Annotated in this window: 6 protein-coding genes; 4 read left to right on the top strand and 2 right to left on the bottom strand. The window is 74.5% G+C overall.

What is annotated here, in order from left to right:
* Nucleotides 1-42: 42 nt before the first annotated feature.
* On the top strand, nucleotides 43-909 hold the full coding sequence (locus GHR20_RS02820; protein ID WP_153812075.1) for a sugar nucleotide-binding protein: 867 nt from the start codon (nucleotides 43-45) through the stop codon (nucleotides 907-909).
* On the opposite strand, the gene GHR20_RS02815 is transcribed toward GHR20_RS02820, so the two are convergent.
* Nucleotides 871-2,106: an FAD-dependent monooxygenase gene (locus GHR20_RS02815; RefSeq protein WP_153812074.1), complete on the bottom strand. Its 1,236-nt coding sequence runs from the start codon at nucleotides 2,104-2,106 to the stop codon at nucleotides 871-873. The two genes, GHR20_RS02820 and GHR20_RS02815, sit on opposite strands and share 39 nt — an antisense overlap.
* Before the next feature lie 178 nt (nucleotides 2,107-2,284).
* Between GHR20_RS02815 and GHR20_RS02810 the strand changes: the two genes are divergently transcribed.
* Nucleotides 2,285-3,238, top strand: a complete 954-nt coding sequence (locus GHR20_RS02810) for a TetR/AcrR family transcriptional regulator C-terminal domain-containing protein (RefSeq protein ID WP_153812073.1) — start codon at nucleotides 2,285-2,287, stop codon at nucleotides 3,236-3,238.
* 67 nt (nucleotides 3,239-3,305) lie between these two features.
* Here GHR20_RS02810 and GHR20_RS02805 read toward each other — a convergent pair whose 3' ends face one another.
* A complete protein-coding gene (locus GHR20_RS02805; protein WP_153812072.1) occupies nucleotides 3,306-7,772 on the bottom strand; it encodes an AAA family ATPase in 4,467 nt (1,488 codons plus the stop codon).
* A gap of 129 nt (nucleotides 7,773-7,901) precedes the next feature.
* On the opposite strand from GHR20_RS02805, the gene GHR20_RS02800 reads away from it, so the two are divergent.
* Nucleotides 7,902-8,798, top strand: coding sequence for a hypothetical protein (locus tag GHR20_RS02800; RefSeq protein ID WP_153812071.1), 897 nt, complete (start codon nucleotides 7,902-7,904; stop codon nucleotides 8,796-8,798).
* A 150-nt stretch (nucleotides 8,799-8,948) separates the two neighbouring features.
* Nucleotides 8,949-15,242 carry a non-ribosomal peptide synthetase gene (locus tag GHR20_RS02795; RefSeq protein WP_153812070.1) on the top strand — a complete coding sequence of 2,098 codons (6,294 nt, stop codon included), beginning with the start codon at nucleotides 8,949-8,951 and terminating at the stop codon, nucleotides 15,240-15,242.
* Nucleotides 15,243-15,245: the final 3 nt, after the last annotated feature.

Raw genomic sequence — 15,245 nt, 5'->3', positions numbered from 1 at the left:
GTCTCGCTCGCGGACTTCGGGCAAGGCATACCCTGACGCACCATGACCCTCCTCATCATCGGCGGCAGCGGCTTCCTCGGCGGGGAACTGGTCCGGCGGGCGGTGGCGGCAGGACACGCCGTCACGGCGACGTACGGCACCCGCCCGGGATCTCTCGCGGGGGCCGACTGGCTACCCCTGGACATCCGGCAGCCGGAGCAAGTCACCTGCGTGGTCCGCCGGTTACGGCCGACCATCGTGATCAACACCGCCTCCCGGACGTCCGACTGGGCGACGACGGCCGAGGGAGCCGTCCGGGTCGCGGCGGCCGCGCGGCGGCAAGGGGCGCGGCTGGTGCATGTGTCCAGCGACGCCGTGTTCTCCGGCGACCGGGTCCACTACGACGAGTCCGCCGCCCCGGATCCGATCACGCCCTACGGCGCCGTGAAGGCCGCCGCCGAGACCGCGATCCGCGTGCTGGTCCCGGAGGCCGTCGTCGCGCGCACCTCACTGATCATCGGCGACGGCGGCTCGCCCCACGAGGCGTTCGTGCACGAGCTGTCCGCCGGCCGCCGCGCCGGAGCGCTGTTCACCGACGACGTCCGCTGCCCCGTCCATGTCGCCGACCTCGCCCGCGCGCTGCTGGAACTCGCCTTCTCGGACCACTGCGGCATCCGCCATGTCGCCGGGCCCGACGCCGTCAGCCGGTACGAACTCGGCCTCCTGATCGCCCGCCGCGACGGACTGGACCCCGCCACCCTGCCCGCCGGCCGCCGTGCGGACTCGGGCGTCCCCGGAGCCCTGGACGTCCGGCTGGACAGCGGTCGTACCCGTGGCGCCCTGCGTACGGCGGTGCGCGGGGCCCGCGAGTTCCTCACCGCCGCACCCATGTCAGGCACCGGACTCCGCGAGCCTCCCCTGGAGTTGTGACCCCCTCCCGTAGTCGGGCAGCTCGATGTTCCCGGCCTTGGCGAACTGCGCCGCGAGCAGGTTCCGCATCGGCCGGCGGGTCATCTGCCGCATGGAGAGGTCCCGCAGCCGGATGCCGAGGCGGCTCGTGGGCGCGTATCCGGAGGCACCGCCCGGCGGGAGCCGCTGGGCCTGGTCGACGTACGGGCGCATGACCTCGTCGTAGCGGCGCAGCGCGGCCCGGTGGTCGCCCCCGGTTCTGGCCAGCTCACCGGCCAGTACGTACGCGCCGACCAGCGCGAGACTGGTCCCGAGGCCGGTCAGCGGGGTCGCGCAGTACCCGGCGTCGCCCAGCAGCGCGACCCGGCCGCGCGACCAGCCGTCCAGGCGGACCTGGCCCATGGAGTCGAGGAAGAAGTCCGGGGCGGTGCGCATCGCCCGCAGCAGGCGCGGCGCCTCCCAGCCGACGTGGGCGAAGCGCCGGGCCAGCAACTCGTGCTGGGCGGCGATGTCCCGGCGGTCGTAGGCGAGGGGCGCCGAGCGGAAGCTGAGGCCCGCCTTGATCTCGCCGGGCAGCCGGCCGGGCCGGGCGGAGGCGACCAGACCGGGCGGCGCGTTGTGCATCAGGTACCAGCCGTCGAGGTCCAGGTCGCCCGTGGCGGTGAACCAGGCCGTGTAGAGGCCGAGCGGACGGACGAACTCCCGCTCCGGGCCGAAGGCCAGCGCGCGCACCACGGAATGCGGCCCGTCCGCGCCGACGACCATCCCGAACCGGCGCGGCGCGGCCCGCTCGAAGGTGACCGTGACCCCGTCCGCGTCCTGCTCCAGCGCGGTGATCGTGTCGTCGAAGAGGTACTCCGTGCCGGGCAGACTCGCCTCGTACAGCAGGCGGGCGAGGTCGCCGCGGAGGATCTCGATCTCGGAGACGATCCCCTCGCCGCCGAAGCTGTCGGCGGGCAGCGCTGCGGTGACGCGGCCCGAGGCGTCGACGAGGGCGAGCCCGCGCTGGTCGACGCTCTCCGCCCTGGCCCGGTCCATCAGGCCCATGCGTTCGATCACGGTACGGCCCGCGCCGCGCAGATCCACGGTCTGCCCGCCCGGCCGGGGCGCCGGTGCCCGCTCCACGATCGTGACCGTGAAGCCCCCCTCGCGTAGCCAGTACGCCAGCGCGGGCCCCGCGATGCCGGCGCCGCAGACGAGTATCTCGTTGTCGGTCATGGTGGGAATGTACGGCGTACGCAACCGAGTGCGCAAGCGCCAAATCGCCTGCTGGTCAGGGGAGTTGCGGATCAGTGCACTAGTACGTACGGGCGTTGGAGTGGGGTCTTGCCGCCGTATCGCCCGGCGTCGCGGGCTTACGATGGCCGCCTTCAGTGCACTAGTGCGGAGGATGGCGATGAGCGGACAGGCGGTGTCGCGCTCCGGGCAGATCGCCGGCGAGTTGCGGCGGCGGATCGAGACCGGTGAACTGGCGCCGGGCGAGCGCGTGCCCTCGACCCGGGAGATCACCCGCCAGTGGGGGGTCGCCATGGCGACGGCCACCAAGGTGCTGACCGAACTGCGCCGCGAGGGGCTGGTCCACGCCGTACCCGGCGTCGGCACGGTCGTGACACCTCCGGCCCGCCCGGCGCGGCCCCCGCGCCCCGCCACCACCCACCAGGGTGGTCGGGGGGCCGACGCGGCCCCGGCCCCGTCGGCGCTCACCCTCGACCGGATCGTCACCGCCGCGGTCGCGGTCGCCGACGCGGAGGGGCTGGCGGCGGTGTCGATGCGCCGGGTGGCCGCCGAACTCGACGTGGCGACCATGTCGTTGTACCGCCATGTCGCCGACAAGGACGACCTGCTGACACGCATGATGGACACGGTCCTCGCCCGGCACCCGCTGCCCGCCGACCCGCCGCAGGAGTGGCGCGCGGCGATCGAACTGGCGGCCCGGCGGCTGTGGGACCAGTTCCGCCGCCACCCGTGGCTCGCCCCGGCCCTGTCGGTGACCCGCCCCCAGATGGTGACGTCGGCCCTGCCGTACAGCGAGTGGATGCTCCGCGTCCTGCACTCCCGCGGCCTGGACCTGCACACCGCCTTCACCGCGCACCTGATGCTGCTCAACTACGCCCGGGGCATCGCCGTGAACCTGGAGTCGGAGCGGGAGGCCGAGGCGTACAGCGGCCTCGACAGCGAACAGTGGATGGACACCCAGGAAGCCGCGCTCCTGGACATCCTGTCCACCGGCCGCTTCCCCGCCCTCTCCCGTCTCGCCGCGGCCGGCTACGACCTCGACCTGGACGCGCTCTTCGAGTTCGGACTCCAGCGGCTGCTGGACGGGGTGGCGGCACTGGTCGAGCAGGGCTGATCGCGCTCGCGCTCGCGCCGCACCGTGCCGGGCCCGTGCAGCGCGGTGCGGCCGTTCCGGCCCCGCGTCACAGCAGCCGCTCCTCCAGCAGGAGCGTGGCCAGTCCCGCCGGGCCGAGGATGTGCAGTGCGGGGCCTGAGGCGATGGTGCCGACGGCCAGTGCGTGGACCGGGGCGCCGGTGAGGAGGGTGTGGCGGAGCTCGCCGGTCAGCGGGTCCCAGAGGCGGATGCCGCTTCGGCCCGCGGAGGCGATCAGTGTCCGGCCGTCCGACAGGGGCACCGCGGCCAGCGCCAGGGTGTCGGAAGCTCTCCAGTGGGTGAGGAGAGAGCCGTCGGCCGTGTCCCAGACGAAGATCTCGGCCGATGTGGTCGCGACCAGCACCACCCCGTGGTGGCCGCGGACAGCGCACGCGTGCCGGAACTGCGACCGGTGATGGGCAGACCGTCTCAGCGTGGTGACGACGCGACCCGAGAACAGGTCGACGACTTCGATGCCGGCCATGCCCACCACGGCGATCAGGGTGGTGCCCGGCTCCCGCGCGGGAACGGGTGTCAGGAGGCGCGGCTGATCGGTGGCCGACCTGGGCAGGGCGCCGGTCTCGGGGCCGTCGACCGGACCCCACACCACGGAGCTGCGGCTTCCTCGCCCCTCCAGCCGGACCAGCAGCGGCACACCGGCCGCCGTCGTGACGACGCAGGACCGCTGGAGGCCGGAGCCGGTCTCCTGCGCGGGACGCACCTCCGTGCCGGACACCAGGTCCCAGACCGACCAGGAGCTGCGGTCCTCGACCATGACGTACGCGCCGCCGGGAGGCGACGGCAGGGGCTCGACCTTCCTGACCCGCCCGGTGTCCAACCGCTTCACCAGCCGCCCCGTCACGGCGTCGTGGACCTCCAGTCCGACGCGGGTGCCGAGCACGAGGACGTCGTCGGCTCCGTCGGGGCCCGGGCATCGCGTCCTGCACAGCGGCCACGGCTCCGCGGGGTACGACCCGAGGGGCGCCCGGTACAGCGTCTCCGCCAGACCGTCCCCGTGCAGCGTCGGCTCGTGGCCGGGTTGCCACAGCCTGATCCCCTGGGGACCGGCGGAGACGACACGCGGGCCGTTCGGGTCGTCCAGGACGGCGAGGGCGTCGATGGACGGGAGGTCGGCCTCGAAGGAGTTCTCCCGGTCGCTGTCGATGTCCCGCACGACGATGCGGTTGAGCCGGGTGTAGGCCACCGCCGTGCCACCGGGCAGCGCCGCCAGAGGTCGCCCCCGGAGCGCGGGGCAGGGAGCGGGTTCACCCCGGAAGGGGTCCCAGAGCCGCCATCGGACAGGTGCTCCCATCCGTACGACGAGCAGGTCGTCCTTCCCGGGTCTGGACACGGCGAGGGCCACGTGCGCCCGGTCGCCCCCGAACGGCGGATGCGGGGTCAAGCCCGAGAACGGGTCCCAGAGGCGGATGCCCTCCGGCGTGGGGAAGGCGACGAGCGCGTGTCCGCTCGCCCGTCGCACCACGGCCGACGTGCTGCGGCGGAAGACGGGGCCCGACCCCGGAAAACCCTCGGCCTCGACGACGCGGCTCTCGTCGACGCCGTGAGCGTTCGGCCGCCACACGAAGGCGCTCTGCGCCGTGATGACGAACAGCTTCCAGCGCGCGGCGCCGTCCTCCAGGACGTGCACGTCGTCGACGGCCGGCAGGGAGAGGGCGGTGATGGGCTGGGCCGAGCCGGGGTCGTACAGGGTCACGCCCCTCCTGTGCCAGGTGACGAGGAACGTCCGGCCCCCGGTCGCCCGGATGGTGCACAGGCCACGGACGGGAGAGCGGGTGTCGCCGAGCTCGGACACCAGGCGGCCGGTCGCCGCGTCCCAGATCCGCACGGACCCGGCCTCCGACAGCACCGCGACCAGTGCCCGCCCGTCCAGCGTGGGCAGGACCTGGAGGCTTCTCGTCCCCCCCTTAGTCGGGGCGAGAACGTTCACGCGCGCCGACCACCGGCCCCAGGCCAGGGTGGCCGGCAGGCCGGTCGGCGCCTCCCACGGCTCGCCCCGCACGCCCCGTTGGAAGACGATGCTGCCCAGGCGCGAGGCCGGGTCCACGGTCGCGTCGAGGTAGGGCTCGACCACCGCCGCCGCCGTGAGCATCCGGCGCCGCGGGTCCGCCGCCGGAAGCGGCAGCCCGAGGCGGGACCGCAGCGTGCCGGAGGTCTCCTGGGCCAGCAGTTCCAGGGGTACGTCGGCATCGTTCAGCATCTCCCCGAGGGTCGCGTGGTGGAGGAAATGCCTGCGGACGTACGGGTGCGGGTGCCGGGTTCGGGAGCGCCGGACCACAGCGGCCAGCTCGGCGGCGATCGAGGCGTGGGCCGCGGTGAACCGCTCCGCCGGGGTCGGCGCCTGCCGTGAAGGACCGGGCGGGACCGGCGACCGGGGCAGCAGCAGCTCGTGGTTGGTGAGCAGGAGGTCGGTCAGCCGCTGGTGGACCGGACGGTAGACCGTGCGGGCATCCTCCTCGGCCATGGCCAGATAGCCGGTGAGGCGGCTGTGGCGGAGGGTCCGCAGGGCGTGGTCGACGGCCTCGGTGCCGTGACCGTATCCATTGCCCGGCCGGGCCAGGGCGGCGGTGACGGCCGGCCAGACATCCGCCCAGGGCAGACCGGCGCCCGGCGCGAACGCGGTCGCGCGCAGCGCGGCGACCAGCAGGGTGTCCGGGACGCCGGTGCTCAGCGAGACGGCCCTGACGTCCTCACGGAGCAGCCCGGTGGTCCCGTCGGCGAGACGTGCCGGCCACCCGCCCTCGGCCATGTCCTGGCGGGTCTTCGCCCGCCGCAGCTGGTCGGCGGCGATCCGCGCGTCCAGGAAGGACGGCGCGACCGCGTCCGCGATGATCGTGGCGGCTTCGGCGGCTGCCTCCGACGCGCCGCGGTAGGGGCTGTCGGCCGGTGCGAGCAGCAGCGTGGCGGCGTAGGCCGCGATGTCGTCGGCGCAGTCGGGCCCGTCACTGCGCAGCACCCCGGGCAACAGGCCCTCGTCCTTCAGCGCCTCGGTCAGCCGCAGCAGCAGATGATCCGCGCGCTCGTCGAGCAGGGACCCGCCCGACGGGTATGCCACGTCCGGGGAACTGCGGACGCCGAGGAGGAGACGGACGAGACGGGCCCCGCCCGGACCGCGCAGGCGGGCGAGGGGCAGGACGACGTCGTTGAAGACGGCGAGGGGGTCACTGGCTTCGTCCAGCGCGTCGACGACCACGGTGACCGGCCCCGCGGCGGCGTCGGTCCGCCTGCGCACCTGTCGCAGCAGCGTCGGCAGCGGCAACTCCTCGGCCTGTCCGGGCGACGGCTCCTCGCGCCCGGGGCCGAGGCTGGTGACGAGGTCCTGGACGACCGCCCCCGCGGACTTGTTGCGGGCCAGCACCGCGACGTCCACCGCCCCGGCAGCCGGCCGCAGCCGTTCGGGAATTCCCGCCACCATGGCCGCGTACGACGGATCCGCGGCGAACCCGGGGTCGGAGAGGGTCACCAGACGGGCCAGGAGCGCGGACTTGCCGGAGCCGGCCGCGCCCGTGACGACGAGCACACCCTCGCCCGTGCGCAGGAAGTCGGTCAGTCGGCTCATCAGCTCGGCCCGGCCGCTGAAGTACCAGCCCGGGTCGTCGGCGGCCGCCCGCCCCGAGGCGCGCTCCAGCCAGAACTCGTCCAGGGCGCCCGGACTCGTGCCGGTGTCCGCGGACCGGGTCAGGGCCAGTTGGCGCAGTGCCGGGCGGGCCGCGGCGACCGGAGCCCGGTACCGCGGATTGGGCAGACAGGCGCTGGGGGCGCGCCTGCGCGAGTGCGGGACGATCCACTCGGCACGGACCAGATCCTTTTCGACGCCCCGGTCGTCCCATCCGACCTCGTCCAGGAGCTGCTCCCACTCCTGGAAGGAGAGATACGGGGCGGTGTACCCGGCCGTCTCGTCGCGCATGCGCTCGCACGCCAGCGCCACGCGCTCGGTGAACGAACCGACCAGCGGCCGCTCCTCGTGATTGCCGGCGGTGACCACGGCCGCTCCGTCGAACCCGTGGCGCTCCGCGGACAGGGCTTCGAGCAGGCTGGTCAGTTCCGTGCGCAGGGTGCCGGAGAAGCAGGAGTCGACGAGGACCAGCACGTGCTCGGACCAGCTGTCGAGCACCGCGGTGATGAGTTCGCTCGTCGGGAACGCCGTGGCGAACAGGCGATCCGGGTCGGTCTCGGCGAGCGTCAGGAAGTGGCGGGGCGCGACCCGGCGCATGCCGTGGCCGGTGATGTAGACGACGACGGCTTCCCGGTACCTGGCCGCGGCCAGATTCTCCTCGCGCAGAAAGTCGCGCAGTTCGCCGACCGTACGCACCGACGGCGCCCGGGTCACCTCGAAGCGGCGGGCGTCCTCGATGTCCGGGTCCGCCAGCCATCCCGTGATCCGTGCGACCTGGGCGTCGATGGCCTCGTCGAACCCCGGGGGGCTGTCCTTGTAACCGTCCAACGCGATCACGATCAGCCGCCGCCGGACGATTCCCGTCGGCTCTTGCGCGTCCACAGCTCTCCCCCCGCTCCGCGCGCGAGGTGCGGCGCACGGCCCGGTCAGCCTATCCGGAGCGGCCGGCCCCCCGCCCGCGGCTACGATCGGCCGGGCAGCAGCCCTAGTGGCGAACGAGGAGGGGGCACGGTGAGCGCACTGCGGATCATCGGGGTGCACGGCATCCGGCAGGGGGCTTCGGCCACGACGGAGGCGCTGAGCAGGAGCTGGCAGGAGTCCGTGGACGACGCGCTGGCCTGCGCGGGGCTCGCGGAGGCGGCCGGTCCGGTCGGCCTCACCGTCCCGTCGTACCAAGGTGTGTACCCGAAGACGGCCACCCGGTACATGCGGCTGGGCCCGGACGCCGCTGGTGCGGCCGAGGACGCGCCCGTGGACGAAGAGGAAGAGGACTTCATCCTGGAAGCCCTGGCCGCTTACGCCCCGTCCGCGGTGGCGGAGGAGCAGGACTCCCCGATGGCCGGCCGGACTCTGGGGGCGGGCCGGCTCACACCGCGGATCCTCAGACGGGCTCAGGCCGTGGACCGGGTGGCCGGCAAGGGAGTGACCGACCGTCTGCTGTGGCTGATCCGCGAAGCCCATGGCTACCTGCGGCAGGAGCGGACGGCGGCCGCGGTCCGCGCCGTGGTCCGGGAGGCGCTGGTCACCACGGGCGCCCGGATGGTCATCGCCCACTCGCTGGGCACCGTCGTGTTCTACGACATGCTCACCCGGGGCGAGGTTCCGCCCGCGCCGGACGGCGGCCCGGCGGTGGCGTCGCTGATCACCTGCGGTTCGCCGCTGGGCTGGCTCGCGGTGCGCAAGGGCGTTCACGCGGCCGGTGAACCGCTGTCCGTCCCGGCCGGGGTGGAGTGGACGAACCTGTACGCGGCCAACGACCCGGTGAACAAGGGCAAGGGCCTGTCCCACCTGGCGGTCGGGGTCACCGACGTCAAGGTCGACAACGGCAAGCTCAACGCCCACGACGTCCGCCGCTATCTCGACAAGCCCGCGGTCGCCGAACGCATCGGCAAGGCCCGAGGCCGCTGAACCGGCCGTCTGGGCCCCCACGTCGGCCCGAGTCCGCCGCCCCCTCCCCCAGAACCGCAGCCGACTCTGCTCACACCGCTGCGTCTTCTTCCCTGGGGAGCGTCGGCGCGTGGCGGCAGGCTGCTGGGAAAAGACGGCTGGGAGGCGACAGTGACTACAGGCCCGGCCCCTGCGGGGGCGCCGAACGACGTGGACGCCCGGACGGTGTCCTTCGCGCAGCGCCGGCTGTGGTTCATGGACCAGCTGGCGGGCTCCTCCAGCGGGTCGATGCTGCCGCTGGTGCTGCGCCTGCGGGGGCGCCTCGACGCCGACCGGCTGGAGCGGTCGCTGGGCGGGATCGTGGACCGGCACGAGGTGCTGCGCACCCGGTTCACCGCCGTGGACGGGGAGCCGGCGGCGGTCGTGGACGCGCCCGCCGCCTTCACCCTGCACCGGGTCACGGCCGACGGACCGGCCGATCTGTACGCCCGCTGCCTGGGCCGTCCCGTCGACCTCGCCGAGGAGCACCCGGTCCGCGCCACCCTCGCCCGGATCGCCGAGGACGAGCACCTGCTGCTGGTCGAGGTCCACCACATCGCCGTGGACGGGTGGTCCTGGGGCGTGCTGCTGACGGAACTGGCCGCCGGATACCGGGGCGAGGAGGTCGCCCCGCCCGCCGTGCAGTACGCCGCACTCGCCCACGCGCAGGCCGAACGGCTCTCCGGCGCCCGGCTGGAACGGCTGCTCGGGCACTGGCGGGAGCGGCTGACCGGGCTGACCCCGCTGGAACTGCCCACCGACCGGCCGCGGCCCCGGGTCTGGGACGGCTCCGGTGACGTCGTCCGCTTCGACCTGCCCGCCGACCTGGTCGCCGTCGTGGACGGGCTGGCCCGGTCCCGCCGCGTCACCCGCTACATGGTGCTGCTCACCGCCTACCAGGCGCTGCTCGGCCACTGGTCCGGCCGTACCGACGTCGCCGTGTGCAGCACGCTCGCCGACCGGGCCCAGCGCGGTGCCGCCGAGCTGATCGGCCCGCTGGTGAACACCGTCGTGCTGCGCACGGACCTGTCCGGGCGGCCCGCCTTCGAGGCCCTGCTGGAGCGGGTACGGCGCCGGGTGCCGGCCGATCTGTCCCATGCGGAGGCCCCCTTCGACCTGGTGGTCGGCGCGCTCGGCGGCTCCCGGGACCTGTCCCGGCACCCGCTCGCCCAGGCGTCGTTCACCCTGCTCAACTCCCCGATCCGGCCGGTGCGGATGGCGGACCTGGAGGTGGCGCTCGTCGAACCGCCGCTGACCGAGACCCCGCTGGACGTCTTCCTTGACCTGACCCTGCGCACGGACGGCAGCATCGCCGCCATCCTCCAGTACGCCACCGCCCTGTTCGACGCCGCCACGATGCGCGCGTTCGCGACGGCGTACACCGCCCTGCTGCGGGCCGTCATCGCCGAACCCGCCACCCCCGTGCACGAGTTGGCGCGCGCCCTGCCCACCGGACCCGGCGCGCCCGCTCGGCCCGGGAGCGACTGGCACCACGCACCCGACCGGCCCGCGGCTCCCGCCGACCCGGTCGCCTTCACCGGACGGCCCGAGGCGCTCGCGCTGCGCTGCGGCGACGACAGTGCCACCTACGCGGAACTCGATGCCATGTCCGGCGGACTCGCCGCCGCACTGCGCGCCGCCGGAGTCGGCGCGGGCAGCCCGGTCGGTGTCGTCCTGCGCCGCGGCCTGTGGTCGGTCGCCGCCATCGAGGGGATCTGGCGGGCGGGCGGGGTGTATGTGCCGCTCGACCCCGAACTGCCCGCGCAACGGCTCGCGTTCATGGCGGAAGAGGTCGGGCTCGCCTGCGTCGTCACCGCACCGGCCACGGCCGGCGCCGCCGCCCCGCTCGCGCCCGTCGCCGTCGACGTCACCGCCGTCACCCCGGACGCGGACGGGCCCCGCCACCGGCCCGACCCCCGCCAGCTCGCCCACGTCATCTTCACCTCCGGGTCCACCGGACGCCCCAAGGCGGTCGGCGTCGAACACGCCGCGCTCGCCTCGCACGTGGCCGCCGCCCGGCAGCGCCTCGGCATCACCGCCGCCGACCGGGTGCTGGCCTTCGCCTCCTTCTCCTTCGACGCCTCCCTCGACCAGGTGCTGCCCGCCCTCACCTCCGGCGCCACCGTCGTCATGCGCCCCGAGGAGCCCTGGCTGCCCACCCAGGTGCCGGAGATCGTCCAGCGGCACGAGCTGACCGTGGTCAATGTGCCGCCCACCTACTGGTCCGAGCTGGCCCTCTCCCTCGACCGCCGGCTGGCCGCCGCCCTCGCCCCGCTCAGGCTGCTGGTCCTCGGCGGTGAGGCGGTACCGGCCGACACCCTGGCGGTCTGGCGGGCCACCGTACCCTGGGTGCGGGTCTGCAACGCCTACGGGCCCACCGAGACCACCGTCACCGCCACCACCCACGACGCCGGGGAACCGCTCGCCGACAGCGTGCCTATCGGCCGTCCGCTCGGCGACCGGCGGGTGTACGTGGTGGACGCGGACGACGAGCAGGTGCCCGTCGGCGTCTCGGGTGAACTCCTCATCGGAGGCACCGAGTTGGCGCGCGGCTACCTCAACCGCCCCGCGCTGACCGCCGACCGCTTCGTACCGGACCCGTACGGGCCGCCCGGCGGGCGCCTCTACCGCACCGGCGACGTCGTGCGCTGGACGCCCCGGGGAGAGCTGGAGTTCGTCGGCCGCCGCGACGACCAGGTCAAGATCCGCGGCTTCAGGGTCGAACTCGGCGAGGTGGAGGTCGTGTTGCGCGCCTGCCCGCTGGTCGCCGCGGCCGCCGTCCGGCCCGACCGTGCCACCGGACAGACCCTGACCGGCTATGTCGTACCCGCCGCGGACGCCCCCTCGGCGCCCGAGCGGGCACAGCTGCGGACCTGGTGCGCCCGCTATCTGCCGCACTACGCCGTCCCCGCCGACTTCGTCGCCCTGGACGCCCTCCCTGTCGGTGTCTCCGGCAAGCTCGACCGGAGCGCCCTGCCCGACCCCGACCGGGGCCGCCCGGCCGACGACGCGGGCTTCGCCGCGCCCCGCGACGAGACCGAGCGGATCGTCGCCGAGGTGTGGGCCGATGTGCTGGGCCTGGAGCGGATCGGCATCGACGACAGCTTCTTCGACCTGGGCGGGCACTCCCTGCTCGCCACCATGGCGGTCTCCCGGATCGCCGGACGGCTCGGCCGGGACATCGAACTGCGCACCGTCTTCGAGTACCCGACCGTGCGCGGCTTCGCCCCGCGCGTGGCCGGCGCCCGCACCTCGGGCAGTGCCGAGGTGGTGCCCGTCGACCGCGCCCGCCCGCTGCCGCTGTCCTTCGCGCAGGAACGCCTGTGGTTCCTCGACCGCACCTCCGACCGCGGCGACTCCTATCTGCTCTGGTACAGCTGGCGGGTCCGCGGCGGGCTCGAACGCGCCGCCTGGCAGCAGGCGTTGGACGATTCCGTGGCCCGGCACGAGGTGCTGCGCACGGCGCTGACCGAGTCCGACGGCCGCCCCGTGCAGCAGGTGTGCGATCCGGTGGGCGTGCCCCTGCTCTGGGAGGCGGCGCCCGGGGGCGTGGACGAGGAGTCCCGCCTGGACGCCGTACGGCAGCGGGCCGCGGCCCTCGCCACCCGCCGCTTCGACCTCGCCCGGCCGCCGCTGCTCCGGGCCGGGGTGTGGGAGCTGGCCGACGACGACCACGTGGTCGTGCTCGCCCTGCACCACGCCGTCACCGACGGCTGGTCCAAGGGCGTCCTGCTGGACGAGCTGGCCCACCACTACGCGGCCCGGCGGGCGGGCCGGGCGGCCCAGCTGCCACCGCTGCCCGTCCAATACGGCGACTTCGCGGTGTGGCAGCGTGAACGCGCCGAGAGCGGCGCGCTGGAACCGCAACTCGCCTACTGGGAAAGGGTGCTGGCGCGGACGCCCGCGCTGGAGCTGCCCACCGACCGGCCCCGGCCGGCCGCGTTCACCGGACGGGGCGGCGCCGTCGAGATCGACCTGCCCGCCGAGCTGGTGCACCGCGTGGACGCCTTCGCCCGGGAGCGCGGCGCGACCCGGTTCATGGTGCTGCTGGCCGCCGCCCAGGCCGTGCTGGCCCGCTGGTCCGGGCAGACCGACGTGCCGGTCGGCACACCCGTAGCCGGGCGCGACCGTCTCGAACTGGAGCCGCTGGTCGGCTTCTTCGTGAACACCGTGGTGCTGCGCACGGATCTGTCCGGGCGGCCCACCTTCGCCGGGCTCGTGGACCGGGTGCGGGAGGTGGTGCTGGGCGCCTTCGGCCACCAGGAGGTGCCGTTCGAACGGGTCGTGGAGCGGCTCCGCCCCGCCCGCGACCTGTCCCGCAACCCCCTGTTCCAGGTGATGGTGGACGTCCAGGACGCCTCCACCGGCGGCTCGGGGCTGCCGGGGCTCGACACCGGTGACTTCCGGCTCCCCTGGGAGTCGGCCAAGTTCGACCTGACGGCCACCTTCGTGGTGCGCCCGGACGGGTTCGCGCTCAACGTCGAGTACGCCGCCGACCTGTTCGAGCCGGCCACCGCCACCCGGTTCGCCCGCCATGTCGGACGCCTGCTGGACGCCTTCCTCACGGAGCCGGACACCCGGGTCGACGCGGCACCGCTGCTGTCCGCGGGGGAGCGCGACCTGCTGGTGGCGACGGCGGGGCGAAACGTGCCGGCCGCACCGGCGTTCCGGGTGGCGGGCCGCCCCGAGGACCCCGCCGTGGTGTGCGAGGGTGCCGGTCTCGACTACGCCCGGCTGGACGCCCTGACGGGCGGACTGGCCGCCGGCCTCGCCGCCGGGGGAGTGGTCCCCGGCGACCCCGTCGGCGTGTGCGTCGGGCGTGGCGTCTGGTCCGTGGCCGCGATGCTCGCCGTCTGGCGGGCGGGCGGAGTCTACGTCCCGCTCGACGCCCTGCTGCCCGAGGACCGGCTCCGGTACATGCTCCGGGAGGCCGGGGTGCGGCACGTCGTGGCCGACGCGCGCACCGGCGCCAGGGTCACCGCGCTCGGGGTGCGCGCCACCGCCGTGGAGGACGTACGACCGCTGCCCGACGGCCCCCGCCACACCCCCGACCCGGACGACCTCGCCTACGTCATCTTCACCTCGGGCTCGACGGGCCGCCCCAAGGCCGTCGGGGTCGAGCACCACGCCCTCGACGCCCATGTGGCCGCCGCCCGCGAGCGGTTCGCGCTCCGGGCCGAGGACCGGGTGCTCACCTTCGCGTCCACCTCGTTCGACGCCTCGCTGGAGCAGATCCTGCCCGCGCTGAGCACCGGCGCCACGGTGATCGTGCGCCCGGACGAGATCTGGGCGCCGGAGGAACTGGCCGCCCGGGTCGCGGCCGAGCGGGTCACGGTCATGGAACTGACCCCGTCCTACTGGGCGGAGCTGGTGTCCCACCTGGACCGGCTCGCCCCGCGGCTCGCCTCGCTGCGGCTGCTCGTGACCGGCGGCGAGGCGCTGCCCGCCGACCCGCTCACGCGGTGGTTCGGGCACCTGCCCCAGGTGCCCGTGCTCAACACCTACGGGCCCACCGAGTCGGTGATCTCGGCCACCGCGCACACCGTCGACGGCGCCCGCGGCGGCCGGGTACCCATCGGCCGGCCCCTGGGCGGACGCCGTACCTACGTGGTGGACGCGCTGGGCGAACTCGTCCCCGAGGGCGTGCCCGGCGAACTCCTGGTCGGCGGGCACGAGTTGGCCCGTGGCTATCTGGGGCAGCCGGCGCTGACCGCCGAGCGGTTCGAGCCCGACCCGTTCGGGGCGCTCGGCGGACGGGTGTACCGCACCGGGGACGTCGTACGCCGACTGCCCTCCGGTGAACTGGAGTTCCTCGGCCGCAACGACGACCAGGTGAAGATCCGGGGCTTCCGTGTGGAGCCCAAGGAGACCGAGGCGGTGCTGCGCGGGCACCCCGGGGTGCGGGGCGCGGCGGTCGTCGTGCGCACCCTGCGCGGCGAGGCCGCCCTGGTGGGCTACGTCGTCGGCGACGGATTGTCGGAGGAGATCCTCCAGACACACTGCCGGGCCCAACTGGCCCACTACCTGGTGCCGTCGGCGTTCGTCCTGCTCGACGCGCTGCCGCTGACGGTACAGGGCAAGCTGGACACCGCCGCCCTGCCCGAGCCCGCGGCGCCCGAGCCGGAGACCTTCGTGGCGCCCCGCAGCCCGGCCGAGACGGTCGTCGCACAGATCTGGTGCGAGGTCCTCGACCTGCCCCGGGTCGGCGTCCACGACGACTTCTTCGCCCTGGGTGGCCACTCCCTGCGCGCCGTCGCCGTCGCCTCCAGACTGCGCACCGCGTTCGACTGCCCGCTCCAGGTCCGGGACCTGTTCGAGCATCCCACGGTGGGGCGGCTCGCCGCCGAGGTGGAGCGCCGGCTGCTGGAGCTGATCTCGCAGATGAGCGACGACGAGATCGACCTCTCCCTCACCGCCGATTTCTGAGGG

The organism is Streptomyces sp. SUK 48 (assembly GCF_009650765.1).
Classification (GTDB): Bacteria; Actinomycetota; Actinomycetes; order Streptomycetales; family Streptomycetaceae; genus Streptomyces.
This window is presented reverse-complemented; position numbering and strand designations above follow the sequence as displayed.

Excerpts from the sequence above, each read along its gene's own strand:
- GHR20_RS02820 (WP_153812075.1), top strand. The coding sequence starts at position 43 with ATGACCCTCCTCATCATCGGCGGCAGCGGCTTCCTCGGCGGGGAACTG.
- GHR20_RS02815 (WP_153812074.1), bottom strand. The coding sequence starts at position 2,106 with ATGACCGACAACGAGATACTCGTCTGCGGCGCCGGCATCGCGGGGCCC.
- GHR20_RS02810 (WP_153812073.1), top strand. The coding sequence starts at position 2,285 with ATGAGCGGACAGGCGGTGTCGCGCTCCGGGCAGATCGCCGGCGAGTTG.